Annotated in this window: 28 protein-coding genes; all 28 read left to right on the forward strand. The window is 67.0% G+C overall.

The genetic code is table 11. The features are described 5' to 3' along the window. The first annotated feature begins 31 nt into the window (after positions 1-31). Entirely contained in the window at positions 32-3,922 is a 3,891-nt protein-coding gene (locus tag AB0M08_RS08265) for a DNA-directed RNA polymerase subunit beta' (protein ID WP_364490456.1), read from the forward strand. Between the two features lie 77 nt (positions 3,923-3,999). After that, on the forward strand, positions 4,000-4,347 hold the full coding sequence (locus AB0M08_RS08270; RefSeq protein ID WP_364490458.1) for a hypothetical protein: 348 nt from the start codon (positions 4,000-4,002) through the stop codon (positions 4,345-4,347). Between the two features lie 43 nt (positions 4,348-4,390). Then, complete coding sequence (locus AB0M08_RS08275; RefSeq protein WP_364490460.1) at positions 4,391-4,861, forward strand: hypothetical protein; 471 nt, start codon at positions 4,391-4,393, stop codon at positions 4,859-4,861. A gap of 403 nt (positions 4,862-5,264) precedes the next feature. After that, on the forward strand, positions 5,265-5,639 hold the full coding sequence (gene rpsL / locus AB0M08_RS08280) for a 30S ribosomal protein S12 (RefSeq protein WP_014440718.1): 375 nt from the start codon (positions 5,265-5,267) through the stop codon (positions 5,637-5,639). Between the two features lies 1 nt (position 5,640). Further along, a complete protein-coding gene (rpsG, locus tag AB0M08_RS08285) occupies positions 5,641-6,114 on the forward strand; it encodes a 30S ribosomal protein S7 (RefSeq protein ID WP_364490462.1) in 474 nt (157 codons plus the stop codon). A gap of 87 nt (positions 6,115-6,201) precedes the next feature. After that, entirely contained in the window at positions 6,202-8,298 is a 2,097-nt protein-coding gene (fusA, locus tag AB0M08_RS08290; RefSeq protein ID WP_364490464.1) for an elongation factor G, read from the forward strand. Between the two features lie 118 nt (positions 8,299-8,416). Further along, positions 8,417-9,610, forward strand: a complete 1,194-nt coding sequence (gene tuf, locus AB0M08_RS08295; RefSeq protein WP_364490466.1) for an elongation factor Tu — start codon at positions 8,417-8,419, stop codon at positions 9,608-9,610. Between the two features lie 369 nt (positions 9,611-9,979). Continuing rightward, positions 9,980-10,288 (forward strand): 30S ribosomal protein S10, encoded by a 309-nt coding sequence (gene rpsJ / locus AB0M08_RS08300; RefSeq protein WP_007073037.1) that lies wholly within the window; start codon positions 9,980-9,982, stop codon positions 10,286-10,288. A gap of 11 nt (positions 10,289-10,299) precedes the next feature. Then, complete coding sequence (gene rplC / locus AB0M08_RS08305) at positions 10,300-10,953, forward strand: 50S ribosomal protein L3 (protein WP_364490468.1); 654 nt, start codon at positions 10,300-10,302, stop codon at positions 10,951-10,953. After that, complete coding sequence (gene rplD, locus AB0M08_RS08310) at positions 10,950-11,597, forward strand: 50S ribosomal protein L4 (protein ID WP_364490470.1); 648 nt, start codon at positions 10,950-10,952, stop codon at positions 11,595-11,597. The genes rplC and rplD overlap by 4 nt, the downstream gene beginning before the upstream one ends. Then, positions 11,594-11,896, forward strand: coding sequence for a 50S ribosomal protein L23 (gene rplW / locus AB0M08_RS08315; RefSeq protein ID WP_089292869.1), 303 nt, complete (start codon positions 11,594-11,596; stop codon positions 11,894-11,896). Before rplD ends, rplW begins: the two co-directional genes overlap by 4 nt. Positions 11,897-11,909: 13 nt before the next feature. Then, positions 11,910-12,749 carry a 50S ribosomal protein L2 gene (rplB, locus tag AB0M08_RS08320; RefSeq protein WP_014687759.1) on the forward strand — a complete coding sequence of 280 codons (840 nt, stop codon included), beginning with the start codon at positions 11,910-11,912 and terminating at the stop codon, positions 12,747-12,749. 12 nt (positions 12,750-12,761) lie between these two features. Beyond that, positions 12,762-13,043, forward strand: coding sequence for a 30S ribosomal protein S19 (rpsS, locus tag AB0M08_RS08325; RefSeq protein WP_014440726.1), 282 nt, complete (start codon positions 12,762-12,764; stop codon positions 13,041-13,043). 37 nt (positions 13,044-13,080) lie between these two features. Then, complete coding sequence (gene rplV / locus AB0M08_RS08330; RefSeq protein ID WP_364490473.1) at positions 13,081-13,539, forward strand: 50S ribosomal protein L22; 459 nt, start codon at positions 13,081-13,083, stop codon at positions 13,537-13,539. After that, positions 13,539-14,366, forward strand: a complete 828-nt coding sequence (gene rpsC, locus AB0M08_RS08335) for a 30S ribosomal protein S3 (protein WP_364490475.1) — start codon at positions 13,539-13,541, stop codon at positions 14,364-14,366. Before rplV ends, rpsC begins: the two co-directional genes overlap by 1 nt. Positions 14,367-14,369: 3 nt before the next feature. Beyond that, entirely contained in the window at positions 14,370-14,795 is a 426-nt protein-coding gene (rplP, locus tag AB0M08_RS08340) for a 50S ribosomal protein L16 (RefSeq protein ID WP_014687763.1), read from the forward strand. Next, positions 14,795-15,028 (forward strand): 50S ribosomal protein L29, encoded by a 234-nt coding sequence (gene rpmC / locus AB0M08_RS08345; protein WP_364490477.1) that lies wholly within the window; start codon positions 14,795-14,797, stop codon positions 15,026-15,028. The genes rplP and rpmC overlap by 1 nt, the downstream gene beginning before the upstream one ends. Continuing rightward, positions 15,025-15,300 (forward strand): 30S ribosomal protein S17, encoded by a 276-nt coding sequence (gene rpsQ / locus AB0M08_RS08350; RefSeq protein ID WP_364490479.1) that lies wholly within the window; start codon positions 15,025-15,027, stop codon positions 15,298-15,300. Before rpmC ends, rpsQ begins: the two co-directional genes overlap by 4 nt. 146 nt (positions 15,301-15,446) lie before the next feature. After that, complete coding sequence (rplN, locus tag AB0M08_RS08355) at positions 15,447-15,815, forward strand: 50S ribosomal protein L14 (RefSeq protein ID WP_007465279.1); 369 nt, start codon at positions 15,447-15,449, stop codon at positions 15,813-15,815. Next, positions 15,812-16,132 carry a 50S ribosomal protein L24 gene (gene rplX, locus AB0M08_RS08360; RefSeq protein WP_364490817.1) on the forward strand — a complete coding sequence of 107 codons (321 nt, stop codon included), beginning with the start codon at positions 15,812-15,814 and terminating at the stop codon, positions 16,130-16,132. Before rplN ends, rplX begins: the two co-directional genes overlap by 4 nt. Then, complete coding sequence (gene rplE / locus AB0M08_RS08365) at positions 16,132-16,701, forward strand: 50S ribosomal protein L5 (RefSeq protein WP_364490481.1); 570 nt, start codon at positions 16,132-16,134, stop codon at positions 16,699-16,701. Before rplX ends, rplE begins: the two co-directional genes overlap by 1 nt. Before the next feature lie 2 nt (positions 16,702-16,703). Then, entirely contained in the window at positions 16,704-16,889 is a 186-nt protein-coding gene (locus AB0M08_RS08370) for a type Z 30S ribosomal protein S14 (protein WP_014440734.1), read from the forward strand. Between the two features lie 123 nt (positions 16,890-17,012). Continuing rightward, the gene (rpsH, locus tag AB0M08_RS08375) at positions 17,013-17,420 is read left to right on the forward strand and encodes a 30S ribosomal protein S8 (RefSeq protein ID WP_229073955.1); all 408 of its coding nucleotides are present in this window, start codon (positions 17,013-17,015) and stop codon (positions 17,418-17,420) included. A gap of 14 nt (positions 17,421-17,434) precedes the next feature. Continuing rightward, complete coding sequence (gene rplF / locus AB0M08_RS08380; RefSeq protein WP_364490484.1) at positions 17,435-17,974, forward strand: 50S ribosomal protein L6; 540 nt, start codon at positions 17,435-17,437, stop codon at positions 17,972-17,974. 8 nt (positions 17,975-17,982) lie between these two features. After that, entirely contained in the window at positions 17,983-18,366 is a 384-nt protein-coding gene (gene rplR, locus AB0M08_RS08385) for a 50S ribosomal protein L18 (protein WP_364490819.1), read from the forward strand. Positions 18,367-18,379: 13 nt separating this feature from the next. After that, positions 18,380-19,003, forward strand: coding sequence for a 30S ribosomal protein S5 (rpsE, locus tag AB0M08_RS08390; protein WP_364490486.1), 624 nt, complete (start codon positions 18,380-18,382; stop codon positions 19,001-19,003). Further along, a complete protein-coding gene (gene rpmD / locus AB0M08_RS08395; protein WP_014687772.1) occupies positions 19,003-19,185 on the forward strand; it encodes a 50S ribosomal protein L30 in 183 nt (60 codons plus the stop codon). The genes rpsE and rpmD overlap by 1 nt, the downstream gene beginning before the upstream one ends. Further along, the gene (gene rplO / locus AB0M08_RS08400) at positions 19,185-19,634 is read left to right on the forward strand and encodes a 50S ribosomal protein L15 (protein WP_364490489.1); all 450 of its coding nucleotides are present in this window, start codon (positions 19,185-19,187) and stop codon (positions 19,632-19,634) included. The genes rpmD and rplO overlap by 1 nt, the downstream gene beginning before the upstream one ends. Positions 19,635-19,673 lie beyond the last annotated feature (39 nt).

Here is a 19,673-nt window from a genome sequence, read left to right on the forward strand (position 1 = left end):
CCCGAGCAACGAAACACGAGGGATAGTCCAAGTGCTCGACGTCAACTTCTTCGACGAGTTGCGCATCGGCCTGGCTACCGCTGACGACATCCGGCAGTGGTCGCACGGCGAGGTCAAGAAGCCCGAGACGATCAACTACCGCACCCTCAAGCCCGAGAAGGACGGACTCTTCTGCGAGAAGATCTTCGGTCCGCAGCGGGACTGGGAGTGCTACTGCGGTAAGTACAAGCGCGTCCGGTTCAAGGGCATCATCTGTGAGCGGTGCGGTGTCGAGGTGACCCGCTCCAAGGTCCGGCGTGAGCGCATGGGCCACATCGAGCTGGCCGCCTCGGTCACGCACATCTGGTACTTCAAGGGTGTGCCGAGCCGCCTGGGCTACCTGCTCGACCTGGCGCCCAAGGACCTCGAAAAGATCATCTACTTCGCCTCGTACGTGATCACGAGCGTGGACGCCGAGTCGCGTCACCGCGACATGTCCACCATCGAGAACGAGATCTTCGCGGAGAAGCGGCAGTCCGAGAACGGCCGCGACTCGGAGATCGAGAAGCGGGCCGCCAAGCTCGAGCAGGACCTGGCCGAGCTCGAGGCCGAGGGCGCCAAGGCCGACGTGCGCCGCAAGGTCAAGGAGGCCGGCGAGCGCGAGATGCGCCAGATCCGCGACAAGGCGCAGCGCGAGATCGACCGCCTGGACGAGGTGCTCGACACCTTCCGCAAGCTCGACTCGAAGCAGCTGGTCACCGACGAGCTGCTCTACCGCGAGCTGCGCGACCGCTTCGGTGAGTACTTCACCGGTGGTATGGGTGCCGAGGCGATCAAGGCCCTGCTCGAGAACATGGACCTGGACGCCGAGGCGGAGAACCTCCGGGAGATCATCCGTACCGGTAAGGGCCAGCGGAAGATCCGGGCGCTCAAGCGGCTCAAGGTCGTGGCGGCGTTCCTGAACACCCGCAACTCGCCGCTCGGCATGGTCCTGGACTGCGTCCCGGTCATCCCGCCGGACCTGCGCCCGATGGTGCAGCTCGACGGTGGCCGCTTCGCCACGTCCGACCTGAACGACCTGTACCGCCGCGTGATCAACCGGAACAACCGCCTCAAGCGGCTGATCGACCTCGGCGCGCCCGAGATCATCGTCAACAACGAGAAGCGGATGCTCCAGGAGGCCGTCGACGCGCTGTTCGACAACGGCCGTCGTGGCCGGCCGGTCACCGGTCCGGGTAACCGCCCGCTGAAGTCGCTCTCCGACATGCTCAAGGGCAAGCAGGGCCGGTTCCGTCAGAACCTGCTCGGCAAGCGCGTGGACTACTCCGGCCGTTCCGTCATCGTCGTCGGCCCGCGGCTCAAGCTGCACCAGTGCGGCCTGCCGAAGCAGATGGCGCTGGAGCTGTTCAAGCCGTTCGTGATGAAGCGCCTGGTGGACCTGAACCACGCGCAGAACATCAAGTCGGCCAAGCGGATGGTCGAGCGTCAGCGCCCGGTCGTCTGGGACGTGCTGGAAGAGGTCATCAGCGAGCACCCGGTGCTGCTGAACCGCGCGCCGACCCTGCACCGCCTCGGCATCCAGGCCTTCGAGCCGCAGCTGGTCGAGGGCAAGGCGATCCAGATCCACCCGCTCGTCTGCACCGCGTTCAACGCGGACTTCGACGGTGACCAGATGGCGGTGCACGTGCCGCTGTCGTCCGAGGCGCAGGCCGAGGCCCGGATCCTGATGCTGTCGTCGAACAACATCCTGAAGCCGGCCGACGGCAAGCCCGTCACCATGCCGACCCAGGACATGGTCATCGGCCTCTACTACCTGACGCACGAGACCGTCGGTGCCAAGGGCGAGGGCCGGGTCTTCAGCTCGGACGCCGAGGCGCGGATGGCGTTCGACAACGGTGAGCTGCACCTGCAGGCGAAGGTCAAGATTCGTCTTCAGGAGATCATCGGGGTCGACAACGGTGTGAAGGGCGAGGCCTGGGTCGCGCCGGAGGACTGGACCGAGGGCTCGAAGGCCCTGGTCGAGACCACTCTGGGCCGGGTCATCTTCAACGAGACCCTGCCGCCGGGGTACCGGTACGTCAACTACGAGATCCGCAAGGGTCAGCTGTCGGCGATCGTCAACGACCTCGCCGAGCGCTTCCCCAAGGTCGCCCTGGCCGCGACCCTGGACGCGCTCAAGGAGGCCGGCTTCCACTGGGCCACCTGGTCCGGTGTGACGATCGGTATGGGCGACGTCATCGGTCCCCCGCGCAAGCCGGAGATCCTGGCCCGCTACCAGGTCGAGGCCGACCGGATCGACAAGCAGTACCAGCGTGGTCTGATGACCGCCGAGGAGCGTCGCGGCGAGCTCATCGAGATCTGGACCAAGGCGACCAACGAGATCTCCAAGGAGATGGAGACCGCGCTGCCGCAGGAGAACCCGCTCTGGGTCATGATCAACTCCGGCGCCCGCGGTAACCTCCTCCAGCTCCGGCAGATCGCCGCGATCCGTGGTCTGGTGGCCAACCCCAAGGGTGAGATCATCCCGCGGCCGATCACCTCGTCGTACCGCGAGGGCCTGACCGTGCTGGAGTACTTCATCTCCACGCACGGTGCCCGTAAGGGTCTGGCCGACACCGCGCTGCGTACCGCCGACTCGGGTTACCTGACCCGTCGTCTGGTGGACGTCTCGCAGGACGTCATCATCCGCGAGGAGGACTGCGGCACCGACCGCGCCATCCCGATGGCGGTCGGCGAGCGCGAGGCGGACGGCACCCTCATCGTGCACACGCACTCCGAGACCGGAGCGCACGCCCGCACGCTGGCGGACGACATCACCGACTCGGCCGGAAACCTGGTCGTGGCGCGTGGTACCGACCTCAACTCGATCCTGGTCGACAAGCTGGTCGCCGCGGGCGTGGAGAACGTCCGGGTGCGCAGCGTGCTCACCTGCGAGTCGAAGCTGGGCGTCTGCGCGGCCTGCTACGGCCGTTCGTTGCCGACCGGTAAGTCGGTCGACATCGGCGAGGCGGTCGGCATCATCGCGGCCCAGTCCATCGGTGAGCCGGGTACCCAGCTGACGATGCGTACCTTCCACACCGGTGGTGTCGCGGGTGAGGACATCACCCAGGGTCTGCCGCGTGTGCAGGAGATCTTCGAGGCCCGCGTGCCGAAGGGTAAGGCGCCCATCGCCGACACCCCCGGCCGCATCCGCATCGAGGACGGCGAGCGTTCGCGGAAGATCATCGTCGTTCCGGACGACGGCAGCGACGAGATCGTGTACGACAAGATCTCGAAGCGCGTCAAGCTCCGGGCGCACGACGGCGACCACGTGCAGGTCGGCGAGAAGCTCACCGAGGGCACCATCGACCCGCACGAGCTGCTGCGCATCATGGGCCCGCGCGCGGTCCAGGTCCACCTGACCAGTGAGGTCCAGGAGGTCTACCGCTCGCAGGGTGTGCTCATCCACGACAAGCACATCGAGATCATCATCCGCCAGATGCTCAAGCGGGTGACGGTCATCGACTCCGGCGCGACCGAGTTCCTGCCGGGCGTGCTGGTCGACCGGGCGCTCTTCGAGTCGGAGAACCGCCGGCTCGTGGGCGAGGGTGGCGAGCCCGCCGCGGGTCGTCCGGTGCTGATGGGTATCACCAAGGCCTCGCTGGCCACCGACTCCTGGCTCTCGGCGGCCTCCTTCCAGGAGACCACCCGGGTGCTCACCGACGCGGCGATCAACTCGCGCAGCGACTCGCTGGTGGGCCTCAAGGAGAACGTCATCATCGGCAAGCTCATCCCGGCCGGTACCGGTATCTCCAAGTACCGCAACATCCGGGTCGAGCCGACCGAGGAGGCCAAGGCGAAGGTGTACTCGATGACCGGGTACCCGGAGACCGACTACGGCTTCGGGCCGGCCAGCGGGCAGGCTGTGCCGCTGGACGACTTCGACTTCGGGTCGTACCGCTAGAAGGTCGTAAGTAGTAGATGAGGCCGGGGTGGTCGCGCTGAGCGCGACCACCCCGTCGCCGTTTCTAAGATGGTCGGGTGACCACATCTGCCGTGCCCACCCGGCACCCCCTGGATCCGGAGCCGGCGCCGCTCACGAAGGCCCGGGCGGTCTTCGCGCTCGGCCTGATCGGCCTGCTGACCGGCCCGCTGGTCGGCGGGGTCATCCCGGCCACCCTGGCGCTGCTGATGGCCCGGCAGACGCACCGTCAGGCGTACGCCGCGGGTGGCTACCTGACCGGCGGCGCGTGGATCGAGCGGGGCCGCCGGCTGGCCTGGATCGGACTGGTGCTCGCGGCGACCTCGCTGGTGGTGGCGGTGATCGCCGGGCTGCTGCACCTGGCCACGGTGCCCGGTGGGCAGGACTTCGCGCCCGGCACGGACTGAGCCTGGGTGCGCGCCGGCTCGTACGGGTGACATGCTTCTCTGCATGACGCAGCCCCCTCCCTACGGCCCCCCGTCCCCGCAGTACGGCCCGCCGATGGTGGCGCCGCCCTCGGCCGGGTGGGAGCTGGACCGGGTGGACCGGCTCGCCGGGACCGACTTCGGCCTGGCACAGCTGCGTGTCGTGCCGATCACGTCGGGTCTCGCCATCGGCGGCCTGATCGCCGGGATCGGTGCGATCCTCGTCGCTTTCCTGGTCCTCTGCTTCGGGCTGGCCGGCTCGGGATCGAGCTGGGGAGCGCTGGTCGCCGGGGCTTTCACGCTCCTGGCGATGCTGGCCGGCGGGGGAGCGGTGGCCGCCGGGCTGATCGCGATGCGGCAGATCCGGCGCTCGGCCGCGCCGGGCCGGGTGCACTTCACCGGCCGGGGAGTGGCGATGGGCGCGGTGATCTGCGGCGCCGTGGGTGGGGGAATATCACTCGTCGGGTTGTTGCTGGGATTACTGTTGCGGGCCTGAGGAGGCGGCGGATCCGGCACCGCACGGATGCCGCGTCGGAGCACCCGGTACACTGGTATACGGAGATGTCCATCGTAGGATCCTGGGTTCATTTTGACCTGGGTGCTTAGGGTGGGTACTCTTTCCCCTCGTGCCCGGGCTCGCCCGGGCAACTCGTGCGTGCACCCGAATCGGACGGTACGACGGGTATTGCGGCACGACGGGCAGGGCTCGGTGAGAGCTCGTGTCCCGACAATGACAAGACCCGGTGCGCGTGGTCAAACGCGCGGCGGGACCGTGAGCCGGACGACACGCCCGACCGCGGGTGCGGGACACTCCCCTCGGGGAGCGGCCCGCGCACAGAGGCAGAAACACACGGTGCGGCCGTACAACAGGAAGCGGCCGAAGGGAGCGGAGAAACCCGGTGCCCACGATCCAGCAGCTGGTCCGAAAGGGCCGCCAGGCGAAGACGAGTAAGACGAAGACGCCGGCGCTGAAGGGAAGTCCTCAGCGGCGCGGCGTGTGCACGCGCGTGTACACCACCACCCCCAAGAAGCCCAACTCCGCGCTGCGCAAGGTCGCTCGTGTGAAGCTGAGCAGCCAGATCGAGGTGACGGCGTACATCCCGGGCGTCGGCCACAACCTGCAGGAGCACTCCATCGTGCTCGTGCGTGGCGGTCGTGTTAAGGACCTGCCGGGCGTCCGCTACAAGATCGTTCGTGGTTCGCTGGACACCCAGGGTGTCCGCAACCGCAAGCAGGCCCGCAGCCGTTACGGCGCGAAGAAGGAGAAGAGCTGATATGCCGCGTAAGGGACCCGCTCCGCGCCACCCTGTGGTCGCAGACCCGGTGTACAACTCCCCGCTGGTGACTCAGCTGGTCAACAAGATCCTGGTCGGCGGTAAGCGTCAGCTCGCCGAGCGCATCGTGTACGGCGCCCTCGAGGGTGCCCGCGACAAGAGCGGTGGCACCGACCCGGTGGTCATCCTCAAGCGCGCGATGGACAACGTGAAGCCGACCCTCGAGGTCCGCAGCCGCCGCGTCGGTGGCGCGACCTACCAGGTTCCGGTCGAGGTCCGCACCCCGCGCCAGACCACCCTGGGTCTGCGCTGGCTGGTCCAGTACTCCAAGGCCCGCCGCGAGAAGACCATGATCGACCGCCTGCAGAACGAGCTGCTCGACGCCAGCAACGGCCTCGGTGCGGCCGTGAAGCGGCGTGAGGACACCCACAAGATGGCGGAGTCCAACAAGGCCTTCGCGCACTACCGCTGGTAAGACCCTGCTGAGGCCCGGCTCTTCCGCCGGGCCATTGGCAGTCGTACCGGTCCACGAGACAGACGACGAAGAAAAGTAGGGATGGAAGTGGCCGCCGCAGACGCGCTCGCCAAGGTTCGCAACATCGGCATCATGGCGCACATCGACGCTGGTAAGACCACGACGACCGAGCGGATCCTGTTCTACACCGGCATCACGTACAAGATCGGTGAAGTCCACGAGGGCGCCGCCGTCATGGACTGGATGGAGCAGGAGCAGGAACGCGGTATCACCATCACCTCCGCCGCCACGAAGTGCGAGTGGAAGGGCTACACGATTCAGATCATCGACACGCCCGGCCACGTCGACTTCACGGTCGAGGTCGAGCGGTCGCTGCGCGTGCTCGACGGTGCGGTCGCGGTGTATGACGGTGTGGCCGGCGTAGAGCCCCAGACCGAGAACGTGTGGCGCCAGGCGGACAAGTACAACGTCCCCCGGATGTGCTTCGTCAACAAGCTCGACCGGACCGGCGCGGACTTCTTCCGCTGCGTGCAGATGATGATCGACCGGCTCAACGCCACGCCGCTCGTCCTGCAGATCCCGATCGGGCTCGAGGGCGACCACATCGGCGTCGTCGACCTGATCAACATGAAGGCGCTCACCTGGCGCGGGGAGACCCAGAAGGGTGAGGACTACGCGATCGAGGAGATCCCGGCCGACCTGGTCGACTCCGCGAACGAGTGGCGCGAGAAGCTCGTCGAGACCCTGGCCGACGTCGACGACGCAGTCATGGAGAAGTACCTCGAGGGCGAAGAGGTCTCGGTCGACGAGATCAAGGCCGCCGTCCGGCGCGCCACGATCGCCAGCAAGGCCAACCCGGTCCTGTGCGGCTCGGCGTTCAAGAACAAGGGCGTTCAGCCCATGCTCGACGCCGTCGTCGACTACCTCCCGTCGCCGCTGGACATCCCGGCGATCGAGGGCACCGCGACCGACGGCGAGACGCCGATGCTGCGGAAGCCGTCGAACGACGAGCCCTTCTCCGGCCTGGCCTTCAAGATCCAGACGGACAAGCACCTCGGCAAGCTGACCTACGTCCGGGTCTACTCCGGCACGCTCGACTCCGGTTCCCAGGTGGTCAACTCCACCAAGGACCGCAAGGAGCGGATCGGCAAGATCTACCAGATGCACGCGAACAAGCGTGAGGAGCGCGCCACCGCGCAGGCCGGCGACATCATCGCCGTCCAGGGTCTCAAGCAGACCACCACCGGTGACACGCTCAGCGACCCGGCGAACCCGGTCATCCTGGAGTCGATGACCTTCCCGGAGCCGGTCATCCAGGTCGCCATCGAGCCGAAGACCAAGTCGGACCAGGAGAAGCTGGGCACCGCGATCCAGCGCCTGGCCGAGGAGGACCCGACCTTCCGCGTCTTCAACGACGAGGAGACCGGCCAGACGATCATCGCCGGCATGGGCGAGCTCCACCTGGACATCCTGGTGGACCGCATGCGCCGCGAGTTCAACGTCGAGGCCAACATCGGCAAGCCGCAGGTGGCGTACCGCGAGACGATCCGCGGCAGCGTGGAGAAGCACACGTACGTCCACAAGAAGCAGACCGGTGGCTCGGGCCAGTACGCGAAGGTCGTCGTCAACGTCGAGCCGCTGTCGCTCGAGGCGGACGGCCCCACGTACGAGTTCGTGAACGCGGTGACCGGCGGTCGCATCCCCAAGGAGTTCATCCCCTCGGTGGACGCGGGCGCGCAGGACTCCCTGCAGTACGGCGTTCTCGCCGGCTACCCGCTGGTCGGCGTCAAGTTCACGCTGGTCGACGGTCAGTACCACGAGGTCGACTCGTCCGAGATGGCGTTCAAGATCGCCGGCTCGATGGCGATGAAGGAGGTCGCCCGCAAGGCCGACCCCGCGCTGCTCGAGCCGATGATGTCCGTCGAGGTCACCACGCCCGAGGACAACATGGGCGACGTCATCGGCGACCTCAACTCCCGCCGCGGCCTGATCCAGTCGATGGAGGAGCGCTCCGGCGCCCGCGTCGTCAAGGCTCTGGTGCCGCTCTCCGAGATGTTCGGCTACGTCGGCGACCTGCGGTCGAAGACTGCGGGCCGAGCCAGCTACAGCATGCAGTTCGACTCCTACGCCGAGGTTCCCGCGAACGTGGCTAAGGAGATCATCGCTAAGGCCACCGGCGCCTGACGCGTTGAGGCACGTGCGGCCCGTCGAGGGCCGCACGTGCACGAGCAGTCGACAGAGTCCTGAGCGCCTTATCGGCGTGCCGGGCGAAAAGTAATGATCAGTCCACAGGAGGACACCAGTGGCGAAGGCGAAGTTCGAGCGGACTAAGCCGCACGTCAACATCGGCACCATTGGTCACATCGACCACGGTAAGACGACGCTGACTGCGGCCATCACGAAGGTCCTGCACGACGAGTTCCCGGACCTGAACCCCTACACCCCGTTCGACGAGATCGACAAGGCGCCGGAGGAGAAGGCCCGCGGCATCACGATCTCGATCGCGCACGTCGAGTACCAGACCGCGGCGCGTCACTACGCGCACGTGGACTGCCCCGGCCACGCCGACTACATCAAGAACATGATCACGGGTGCGGCGCAGATGGACGGCGCGATCCTGGTCGTGGCGGCCACCGACGGCCCGATGCCGCAGACCAAGGAGCACGTCCTCCTGGCCCGCCAGGTCGGTGTTCCGTACATCGTCGTCGCCCTGAACAAGAGCGACATGGTCGAGGACGAGGAGCTCCTGGAGCTCGTCGAGCTCGAGGTCCGCGAGCTGCTCAGCACCTACGAGTTCCCGGGCGACGACCTGCCGGTCGTGCGCGTCTCGGCGCTCAAGGCGCTCGAGGGCGACCCGGAGTGGACCGGCAAGCTCATGGAGCTGATGAACGCGGTCGACACCGCGATCCCGCAGCCCGAGCGTGAGACCGAGAAGCCGTTCCTCATGCCGATCGAGGACGTCTTCACGATCACCGGTCGTGGCACCGTGGTGACCGGTCGCGCCGAGCGTGGCATCCTCAAGCCGAACGAGGAGGTCGAGATCGTCGGTATCCGCGAGAAGTCGACCAAGACCGTCTGCACCGGCATCGAGATGTTCCGCAAGCTGCTCGACGAGGCCCGCGCGGGTGAGAACGTCGGCCTGCTGCTCCGCGGCATCAAGCGCGAGGACGTCGAGCGCGGCATGGTCGTCGTGAAGCCCGGCACCAGCACTCCGCACACGGAGTTCGAGGGCCAGGTCTACATCCTCTCGAAGGAGGAGGGTGGCCGGCACACGCCGTTCTTCCAGAACTACCGGCCGCAGTTCTACTTCCGCACCACGGACGTCACCGGCGTCGTCACGCTGCCCGAGGGCACCGAGATGGTCATGCCCGGCGACTCCACCTCGATGGCCGTGAAGCTGATCCAGCCGATCGCCATGGAGCAGGGCCTGAAGTTCGCGATCCGTGAGGGTGGCCGCACCGTCGGCGCCGGAACGGTCACGAAGATCACCAACTGATGCGAGAGAGGGCTGCTCACTGCGGTGAGTGACCCTCGTCGGTGACCCCGATTAGCAATGCTGGAGTCTATCCGGCATACTAGTCAGGTTGCGTCCGCGCGGGGTGGATAGCTGTTCGTTCAGCTATCCACCCTCGCCGGGTGTCCGGGTGTGTTTTCTTTGCCGCCCGGCGCCCCAGATCCCCGCGATCGCTGCCGCCCCGGATCCACTCGGAGGCGGAGGCCGGAAGCTGAATGCCCAGCATTCTGCGACGAGGCGCGACACGCCCGACCGCGGGGGTCGGACAACGCAGGATCAACGGTCCTGCGGGCATGCGAAGGCCACCGCCTTCGCACGTAGCGGCATCGAGAGAAGGAAACAGAAGCCACCATGGCGGGACAGAAGATCCGCATCCGGCTCAAGGCCTACGACCACGAGGTCGTCGACTCCTCGGCACGGAAGATCGTCGAGACGGTGACGCGTACCGGGGCGCAGGTCGCAGGGCCGGTGCCGCTGCCCACGGAGATCAACCGTTTCTGCGTGATCCGTTCGCCGCACAAGTACAAGGACTCGCGCGAGCACTTCGAGATGCGCACGCACAAGCGTCTGATCGACATCATCGACCCGACTCCGAAGACGGTCGACTCGCTCATGCGCCTCGACCTGCCGGCTGGCGTCGACATCGAGATCAAGCTGTAGGGATCCGGACAATGGACAGGCAAGTGAAGGGGATCCTGGGCGCCAAGCTCGGCATGACCCAGGTCTGGGACAACAACAAGGTCGTCCCGGTGACCGTGGTTCAGGCCGGCCCGTGCGTCGTGACCCAGGTCCGTACTGACGAGAAGGACGGCTACGCGGCTGTCCAGTTGGCCTACGGCGCCGTTGACCCTCGTAAGGTCAACAAGCCCGAGAGCGGCCACTACGCGAAGGCCGGTGTGTCGCCGCGGCGTCACCTCGTCGAGCTGCGCACCACCGACGCCGGTGAGTACGAGCTCGGCCAGGAGGTCACCGTCGAGGCGTTCGCCGCCGGTGCCTCGATCGACGTCACCGGCAAGACCAAGGGTAAGGGCTACGCCGGTGTCATGAAGCGGCACGGCTTCCACGGTCTGCGTGCCAGCCACGGTGTCGAGCGCAAGCACCGCTCGCCCGGTTCGATCGGCGCCTGCGCGACCCCCGGTCGCGTCTTCAAGGGCGTCAAGATGGCCGGTCGCATGGGCGGTAAGCGCTACACCGTGCAGAACCTGGTCATCCAGGCGGTCGACACCGAGCGCAACCTGATCCTGGTCCGCGGCGCGGTGCCCGGTCCCAAGGGCGCGCTCATCCTGGTCCGTACCGCGGCGAAGAAGAAGGGCGGTGCCAAGTGAGCTCGGTTGACGTGATCAACACTGAGGGCGCGAAGGCCGGTTCCGTCGAGCTTCCCGGCAACGTCTTCGACGTGCAGGCGAACATCCCGCTGATGCACCAGGTCGTGGTGGCGCAGCTGGCCGCGGCCCGGCAGGGTACCGCCAAGGCGAAGACCCGTGGCGAGGTCGCCGGCGGCGGCAAGAAGCCTTACAAGCAGAAGGGCACCGGCCGGGCTCGTCAGGGCTCGATCCGCGCGCCGCAGTTCACCGGCGGTGGCGTCGTGCACGGTCCCGTGCCGCGCGACTACAGCCAGCGGACCCCCAAGAAGATGAAGGCCGCCGCTCTGCGTGGCGCCCTCTCCGACCGGGCCCGTGACGGCCGCCTGTTCGTCGTCGAGTCCTTCGTCTCCGGCGACAAGCCGTCGACCAAGGCCGCCGTCGCGACGCTGCGCAAGGTCGCCCAGACCACCAAGGTGCTGGTCGTCCTGGACAGCCAGGACGAGCTGAACTGGGTGTCGCTGCGCAACGAGCCGACCGTGCACCTCATCGAGGCCGGCCAGCTCAACACGTACGACGTGCTGGTCGCCGACGAGGTGGTCTTCACCAAGGTCGCGCTCGACGAGTTCCTCGGCGGGTCCGCGAAGTCCGAGGAGGGCGACAAGTGAGCACGATCGCCGACCCGCGCGACATCATCGTCGCCCCGGTGGTCTCCGAGAAGAGCTACAGCGTTCTCGACCAGAACTGGTACACGTTCCTCGTCCACCCGGACGCGAACAAGACCGAGATCAAGATCGCGATCCAGCAGATCTTCAATGTCCGCGTGCTGACGGTGAACACCATCAACCGCCAGGGCAAGCGCAAGCGCACCAAGACCGGTTTCGGTCAGCGCAAGGCGACCAAGCGCGCTCTGGTGAAGCTGGCTGACGGTGACCGTATCGAGGCCTTCGGCGGCCCGGTCAGCTAAGGGGTTGTGAAACATGGCTATCCGTAAGTACAAGCCGACCACGCCGGGCCGTCGCGGCTCGAGCGTCGCCGACTTCGCCGAGATCACCCGGTCGACGCCGGAGAAGTCTCTGCTGGTTCCGCTGCCCAAGAAGGGTGGTCGCAACGTCCACGGCCGCATCACCACGCGGCACCAGGGCGGTGGCCACAAGCGGCAGTACCGGCTCATCGACTTCAAGCGCAACGACAAGGACGGCGTGCCGGCCAAGGTCGCTCACATCGAGTACGACCCCAACCGCACCGCCCGCATCGCGCTGCTGCACTACGCCGACGGCGAGAAGCGCTACATCGTGGCGCCGAAGGACCTGAAGCAGGGTGACCGCGTCGAGTCCGGCGTCGGCGCCGACATCAAGCCGGGGAACAACCTTCCCCTGCGCAACATCCCGGTCGGTACGACGATCCACAACGTGGAGCTTCGTCCCGGCGGTGGCGCCAAGCTGGCCCGCTCGGCCGGCGTCGGCATCCAGCTCCTCGGTCGCGAGGGTGTGTACGCCACGCTGCGTATGCCCTCCGGCGAGATCCGTCGCGTCGACGTGCGCTGCCGCGCCACGGTCGGCGAGATCGGCAACGCCGAACAGTCGAACATCAACTGGGGCAAGGCTGGTCGTATGCGGTGGAAGGGCAAGCGCCCGACCGTCCGTGGTGTCGCCATGAACCCTGTCGACCACCCGCACGGTGGTGGTGAGGGTAAGACCTCCGGTGGTCGCCACCCGGTGAACCCGGCGGGTAAGCCTGAGGGCCGTACCCGTCGCAAGGGCCAGCCGAGCGACAAGCTGATCGTTCGCCGCCGCTACGCGACCCGCAAGCGCGGGTAACGGGAGTAGAAGATGCCTCGCAGCCTCAAGAAGGGCCCGTTCGTCGACGACCACCTGATCAAGAAGGTGGAAGTCCAGAACGAGAAGAACTCGAAGAACGTCATCAAGACCTGGTCGCGGCGCTCGACGATCATCCCCGACATGCTCGGGCACACGATCGCCGTGCACGACGGGCGCAAGCACGTCCCGGTGTTCATCACCGAGGCCATGGTCGGGCACAAGCTCGGCGAGTTCGCTCTGACCCGTACGTTCAAGGGTCACGAGAAGGACGACCGCAAGAGCCGTCGTCGCTAAGCAGATACACGGATTAGAGGATCAAGGAGCTACAGCGATGCCAGCAAAGGGCGACGCTCCGGTGCTTCCGGGCGCGCGGGCGATTGCGCGACACGTGCGCCTCTCGCCGACCAAGGCGCGCCGGGTGGTCAACCTCGTCCGCGGTCTGCCCGCGAAGGAGGCGCTGACCGTCCTGCAGTTCGCGCCGCAGGCCGCCAGCGAGCAGGTTTACAAGGTGCTTGCCAGCGCCGTGGCGAACGCGGAGAACAACGAGCGGCTCGACCCCGACGCACTCCTCGTGAGCGAGGCGTTCGTCGACGAGGGTCCCACGCTCAAGCGGTTCCGTCCGCGGGCGCAGGGCCGGGCGTACCGGATCCGCAAGCGCACGTGTCACATCACCATTGCGGTCGAGGCGGTCCAGGTGGCCCGCCCGGCGAAGAAGGCCGCGGCGAAGAAGGCCACCACGGCCGCTGAGCCCGCAGCCGCCGAGTCCCAGAGCACGGAGGGTGCCGAGTAATGGGTCAGAAGGTTCACCCCACCGGGTTCCGCCTCGGCATTTCCACCGACTGGAAGAGCCGCTGGTTCGCGGACAAGCTCTACAAGGACTACATCGGCGAGGACGTCAAGATCCGCCGCATGATGTCCAAGGGCCTCGAGCGCGCCGGCATCTCCAAGGTGGACATCGAGCGGACCCGTGACCGGGTTCGCGTCGACATCCACACCGCTCGGCCGGGCATCGTCATCGGCCGGAAGGGCCAGGAGGCCGACCGGATCCGCGGCGAGCTCGAGAAGCTCACCGGCAAGCAGGTCCAGCTGAACATCCTCGAGGTCAAGAGCCCCGAGTCGGACGCTCAGCTGGTCGCGCAGGGTGTCGCGGAGCAGCTGTCCTCCCGGGTCAGCTTCCGCCGCGCGATGCGTAAGGCCATGCAGTCGGCCATGAAGAACCCGATCTGCAAGGGCATCCGGGTGCAGGTCTCCGGCCGTCTCGGCGGCGCGGAGATGAGCCGCACGGAGTTCTACCGTGAGGGTCGCGTTCCGCTGCACACGCTGCGGGCCAACATCGAGTACGGCTTCTTCGAGGCCCGTACCACGTTCGGCCGCATCGGTGTGAAGGTCTGGATCTACAAGGGCGACGCCGTTCCGGGTCGCGAGGTCGTCACCGAGGCTCCGGCGCGTCCTCGCCGTGACCGGGCCGACCGTGCCGAGCGTCCGCGTCGTGGCCGTTCCGGTTCGTCCGGCACGACCGCGGGCGGCACCGAGGCCGGCCGGGCGGCTCAGGCCGCCGCGACCGCCGACAACACCGCCGCTGCTCCGGCTGCGGCCGAAAAGCAGCAGGAGGGCTGAGCCATGTTGATGCCGCGTAAGCCCCCGAAGGGCTTCCGCAAGCCGCACCACCCGGACCGCCACGGCGCGTCCAAGGGCGGCAACCGGGTCGTCTTCGGTGAGTTCGGTATCCAGGCGCTGGAGCCCGCGTACGTGACCAACCGGCAGATCGAGTCGGCGCGTATCGCGATGACCCGTCACATCAAGCGTGGCGGCAAGGTCTGGATCTCGATCTTCCCGGACCAGGCCCTGACGAAGAAGCCGGCCGAGACCCGCATGGGTTCCGGTAAGGGTTCTCCGGAGTGGTGGGTGGCGAACGTCAAGCCGGGTCGGATCCTCTTCGAGATGTCCTTCCCGAACGAGACGGTCGCGCGTGAGGCGATGCGCCGCGCGATCCACAAGCTCCCGATGAAGTGCCGCATCGTGACGCGCGAAGTGGGTGAAAGCTGATGGCAGCGGGCGTTAAGGCAGCCGAGCTGCGCGAACTCTCCGAGGAGGAGCTGGTCGCGAAGCTGCGGGAGGCCAAGGCGGAGCTGTTCAACCTTCGCGTGCAGCGCGCGACCGGGCAGCTCGACAATCACCGTCGACTGCAGGTCGTCCGCAAGGACATCGCGAAGATCTACACGATCATGCGTGAGCGTGAGCTTGGGCTCTCGGTCGCGCCGGATGAGGTGACGGCATGAGTGAGAACACCACCACCGCTCCGCGCGCGCAGCGCAAGGTGCGTGAGGGTCTCGTGGTCAGCGACAAGATGGACAAGACCGTCGTCGTCGAGGTCGAGGACCGCGTCAAGCACGCGCTGTACGGCAAGGTCATCCGTCGTACCCGCAAGCTGAAGGTGCACGACGAGGCCAACGCGGCCGGCGTCGGCGACCGGGTTTCGATCATGGAGACTCGTCCGCTCTCCGCCACCAAGCGGTGGCGGATCGTGGAGATCCTCGAAAAGGCCAAGTGAGTACGCTGGGGGGCTGGCTTCGGTCGGTCCCCCAGTGGCCCGTCAACCGCCCCGCCTCCCGCCCCTAATAAGGTCTGTGGGCAGGGCGCATGGTTCCGCCAAGCTTCGGTACGTCTCCGGAGAACTGGCAGACATAGGAGACAGACGTGATCCAGCAGGAGTCGCGACTGCGCGTCGCTGACAACACGGGTGCCCGGGAGATCCTGTGCATCCGGGTGCTCGGCGGCTCCGGTCGTCGTTACGCGAGCATCGGCGACGTCATCGTGGCCACGGTCAAGGACGCCATTCCGGGCGCCGGTGTGAAGAAGGGTGACGTCGTCAAGGCGGTCGTCGTCCGCACCGCCAAGGAGCGGCGTCGTCCGGATGGCTCGTACATCCGCTTCGACGAGAACGCCGCCGTCATCATCAAGGACGGTGGGGACCCCCGCGGTACCCGCATCTTCGGCCCGGTCGGGCGCGAGCTGCGCGACAAGCGGTTCATGAAGATCATCAGCCTGGCGCCGGAGGTGCTCTGACCGTGAAGATCAAGAAGGGCGACACGGTCGTCGTCATCGCCGGTAAGGACAAGGGCGCCAAGGGCAAGGTCATCGCGGCCTACCCGACGCGGGACAAGGTCCTGGTCGAGGGCGTCAACCGAGTCAAGAAGCACGAGCGGATCCGGACCACCCAGCGTGGTTCGAAGACCGGCGGCATCGTGACGCAGGAAGCCGCGATCCACATCTCCAACGTGCAGGTCCTGGACGACCAGGGCAAGCCGACCCGGATCGGCTACCGGATCGACGAGAACGGCAACAAGGTCCGGATCGCGCGTACGACCGGTAAGGAACTCTGATGACTGCCGCCACCGAGACCAAGACGCTGCCGCGCCTCAAGAGCAAGTACCGCTCTGAGGTCGTGCCGGCTATCAACGAGCAGTTCAAGTACGCCAACCCGATGCAGATCCCCGGTCTTGTCAAGATCGTGGTGAACATGGGTGTCGGCGAGGCTGCCCGCGACGCCAAGCTCATCGACGGCGCTGTCCGCGACCTGACCACCATCACCGGCCAGAAGCCGCTGGTGCGCCGGGCGACCAAGTCGATCGCGCAGTTCAAGCTCCGTGAGGGCATGCCGATCGGCGCGAAGGTCACCCTCCGTGGCGACCGGATGTGGGAGTTCCTGGACCGGCTGCTCTCCATCTCGCTGCCGCGTATCCGCGACTTCCGCGGACTCGACGGCCGCAAGCTGGACGGGCACGGCAACTACACCTTCGGTCTGACCGAGCAGTCGGTGTTCCACGAGATCGATCAGGACAAGATCGATCGTCCGCGGGGCATGGACATCACGGTGGTCACCACGGCCACGACCGACGACGAGGGCCGGGCGCTGCTGAAGCTCCTGGGCTTCCCGTTCAAGGAGAACTGAGCATGGCGAAGAAGGCGCTGATCATCAAGGCTGCCGCGAAGCCGAAGTTCGCTGTGCGCGCCTACACCCGCTGCCAGAAGTGCGGTCGCCCGCACTCGGTGTACCGCAAGTTCGGCCTCTGCCGTGTTTGCGTGCGGGACATGGCTCACCGTGGTGAGCTGCCCGGCGTGTCCAAGGCCTCCTGGTAACCCCATCCAACCGCCCCACCCGCCACTCAAAAGCGGAACAAGGGCAGTTCAGAAATACCGCTTCGCCGTAGGCCTGGGGGCTTGTCCCCCGGGAACCCCGGCGAGAAAGGTTGACGAATACCCATGACGATGACGGACCCGATCGCAGACATGCTGACGCGTCTGCGTAACGCCAACCAGGCGTACCACGACAAGGTGACCATGCCCTACTCGAAGATCAAGGCGAACATCGCCGAGGTCCTCAAGGCCGAGGGTTACATCGCCTCCTGGTCGGCTGAGGAGCCCGAGGAAGGCGCGGTCGGCAAGCGTCTGGTCGTTGAGCTCAAGTACGGCCAGAACCGCGAGCGCAGCCTCGCCGGCATCAAGCGCGTCTCGAAGCCCGGTCTGCGGGTTTACGCCAAGTCTGACGAGCTGCCCCGCGTGCTCGGCGGTCTCGGCGTCGCGATCATTTCGACGTCCCAGGGACTGCTGACCGACAAGCAGGCCCGCAAGCGGAGCGTTGGCGGGGAAGTCCTCGCCTTCGTCTGGTAACTGGAGACTTTGACATGTCGCGAATCGGACGTAAGTCGATCCCGGTCCCGGCCGGCGTCGACGTCACCATCACGGGGCAGACCGTCAAGGTCAAGGGCCCCAAGGGCGAGCTGTCGCACACCGTCGCCGAGCCGATCACGGTCTCGCAGGAGGGCGGCGAGCTCCTCGTCAACCGCCCCAACGACGACCGCAAGGCCAAGGAGCTGCACGGTCTCTCGCGCACCCTGGTCGCCAACATGATCGTCGGTGTGACCGAGGGTTACAAGAAGACCCTCGAGATCAACGGCACCGGCTACCGTGTCACCGCGAAGGGCAAGGACCTGGAGTTCGCTCTGGGCTTCTCGCACCCGGTGAACATCGTGCCGCCGACGGGGATCACCTTCTCGGTGGAGAAGCCGACCCAGTTCACTGTGGCCGGCATCGACAAGCAGCTGGTCGGCGAGGTCGCCGCCAACATCCGGAAGATCCGCCCGCCGGAGCCCTACAAGGGCAAGGGTGTCAAGTACCAGGGTGAGGTCATCCGCCGCAAGGCTGGAAAGGCAGGTAAGAAGTGACCGCCACGCTGCTCAAGCGCCGCAATGGCGGCGGTGTCGCCGCATCGCGTGCCGTTGGCAAGGCGCGTCGGCACTTCCGGGTCCGCAAGAACGTGCGTGGCACGGCCGAGCGTCCCCGCCTGGTCGTCACGCGGTCCACGCGGAACATCACCGCGCAGATCGTCGACGACCTCAAGGGCCACACGCTGGCCTCGGCCTCGACCCTCGACACCTCGATCCGGGGCACCGAGGGCGACAAGAGCGCGCAGGCCGGCAAGGTCGGTGCGCTCCTCGCCGAGCGCGCCAAGTCCGCGGGTATTTCCAAGGTCGTCTTCGACCGCGGTGGCAACAAGTACGCGGGGCGTATCGCCGCGCTTGCCGATGCCGCTCGCGAAGCCGGACTCGAGTTCTAGGAGGAATTGACCAATGCCTGGTCAGCAGCGCCGAGGCGGCGGGTCCGGCGGTAACACCGAGGGTGGCAACCGCCGGGACAACCGCCGTGAGGGCGGCCGCGGCAACGCGCCCGTCGAGAAGACCCCGCACCTGGAGCGGGTCGTCGCGATCAACCGGGTCGCCAAGGTCGTGAAGGGTGGTCGTCGCTTCAGCTTCACCGCCCTGGTGATCGTGGGCGACGGCGACGGCACCGTCGGCATCGGCTACGGGAAGGCCAAGGAGGTGCCCGCGGCGATCGCCAAGGGCGTCGAGGAGGCCAAGAAGCACTTCTTCAAGGTTCCGCGTATCGGTGCGACCATCCCGCACCCGATCACGGGTGAGGCTGCCGCGGGCGTCGTCCTGCTCAAGCCGGCGTCCGCCGGTACCGGTGTCATCGCCGGTGGCCCGGTGCGTGCCGTGCTGGAGTGCGCCGGCATCCACGACATCCTGTCGAAGAGCCTCGGCTCCTCGAACCCGATCAACATCGTGCACGCGACCGTGGCCGCTCTGAAGGGCCTCGAGTCGCCGGAGCAGGTCGCGGCTCGCCGTGGCCTCCCGGTCGAGGACGTCGCGCCGGCCGCCATGCTGGCCGCGCGGGCGGAAGCGGCGGTGCACTGATGGCTCGTTTGAAGGTCACCCAGATCCGGTCCGAGATCGGCCGTAAGCAGAACCAGCGGGACTCCCTGCGGTCGCTCGGCCTCAAGCGGATCAACGATGTGGTGGTCAAGGAGGACCGTCCCGAGATTCGGGGCATGATCTTCGCGGTGAACCACCTCGTCACTGTCGAGGAGGTCGAGTAATGGCGATCAAGGTCCACCACCTGCGCCCGGCGCCCGGAGCCAAGACCGCGAAGACCCGTGTGGGTCGCGGTGAGGGTTCCAAGGGCAAGACCGCCGGTCGCGGCACCAAGGGCACCGGTGCCCGCAAGAACACCTCGGCGGCGTTCGAGGGTGGGCAGATGCCCATCCACATGCGCCTGCCGAAGATGAAGGGCCTGGGGAACCGGCCCCGCAACAAGGTCGTGTTCCAGGTCGTGAACCTGGACCGCCTCGCGGAGCTCTTCCCGAACGGCGGCGAGATCGGCCCGGCCGAGCTCGTCGAGGCCGGCGCGGTCCGCAAGGGCCACCAGGTCAAGGTCCTCGGCTCGGGTGAGCTGGGCGGCGTCGCGCTGACGATTTCGGCGCACGCGTTCAGCGAGTCGGCCAAGGAGAAGATCGCTGCTGCTGGTGGTTCCACCACCGAGCTGTGACGCTCGCGGGGATGCTCGTCCGGACACGAAAGATTATTT

This window comes from Actinoplanes sp. NPDC051851, from assembly GCF_040681165.1.
In the GTDB taxonomy this organism is placed as follows: Bacteria; Actinomycetota; Actinomycetes; order Mycobacteriales; family Micromonosporaceae; genus Actinoplanes.

Excerpts from the sequence above, each read along its gene's own strand:
- rpsC (WP_364490475.1), top strand. The coding sequence starts at position 13,539 with ATGGGTCAGAAGGTTCACCCCACCGGGTTCCGCCTCGGCATTTCCACC.
- rplC (WP_364490468.1), top strand. The coding sequence starts at position 10,300 with ATGGACAGGCAAGTGAAGGGGATCCTGGGCGCCAAGCTCGGCATGACC.
- rplV (WP_364490473.1), top strand. The coding sequence starts at position 13,081 with ATGCCAGCAAAGGGCGACGCTCCGGTGCTTCCGGGCGCGCGGGCGATT.
- AB0M08_RS08275 (WP_364490460.1), top strand. The coding sequence starts at position 4,391 with ATGACGCAGCCCCCTCCCTACGGCCCCCCGTCCCCGCAGTACGGCCCG.
- rpsH (WP_229073955.1), top strand. The coding sequence starts at position 17,013 with ATGACGATGACGGACCCGATCGCAGACATGCTGACGCGTCTGCGTAAC.
- rplP (WP_014687763.1), top strand. The coding sequence starts at position 14,370 with ATGTTGATGCCGCGTAAGCCCCCGAAGGGCTTCCGCAAGCCGCACCAC.
- rpmC (WP_364490477.1), top strand. The coding sequence starts at position 14,795 with ATGGCAGCGGGCGTTAAGGCAGCCGAGCTGCGCGAACTCTCCGAGGAG.
- rpsJ (WP_007073037.1), top strand. The coding sequence starts at position 9,980 with ATGGCGGGACAGAAGATCCGCATCCGGCTCAAGGCCTACGACCACGAG.
- rpsS (WP_014440726.1), top strand. The coding sequence starts at position 12,762 with ATGCCTCGCAGCCTCAAGAAGGGCCCGTTCGTCGACGACCACCTGATC.
- rplO (WP_364490489.1), top strand. The coding sequence starts at position 19,185 with ATGGCGATCAAGGTCCACCACCTGCGCCCGGCGCCCGGAGCCAAGACC.
- rplF (WP_364490484.1), top strand. The coding sequence starts at position 17,435 with ATGTCGCGAATCGGACGTAAGTCGATCCCGGTCCCGGCCGGCGTCGAC.
- rplB (WP_014687759.1), top strand. The coding sequence starts at position 11,910 with ATGGCTATCCGTAAGTACAAGCCGACCACGCCGGGCCGTCGCGGCTCG.
- AB0M08_RS08370 (WP_014440734.1), top strand. The coding sequence starts at position 16,704 with ATGGCGAAGAAGGCGCTGATCATCAAGGCTGCCGCGAAGCCGAAGTTC.
- rpsG (WP_364490462.1), top strand. The coding sequence starts at position 5,641 with ATGCCGCGTAAGGGACCCGCTCCGCGCCACCCTGTGGTCGCAGACCCG.
- rpsE (WP_364490486.1), top strand. The coding sequence starts at position 18,380 with ATGCCTGGTCAGCAGCGCCGAGGCGGCGGGTCCGGCGGTAACACCGAG.
- rpsQ (WP_364490479.1), top strand. The coding sequence starts at position 15,025 with ATGAGTGAGAACACCACCACCGCTCCGCGCGCGCAGCGCAAGGTGCGT.
- rpmD (WP_014687772.1), top strand. The coding sequence starts at position 19,003 with ATGGCTCGTTTGAAGGTCACCCAGATCCGGTCCGAGATCGGCCGTAAG.
- rplE (WP_364490481.1), top strand. The coding sequence starts at position 16,132 with ATGACTGCCGCCACCGAGACCAAGACGCTGCCGCGCCTCAAGAGCAAG.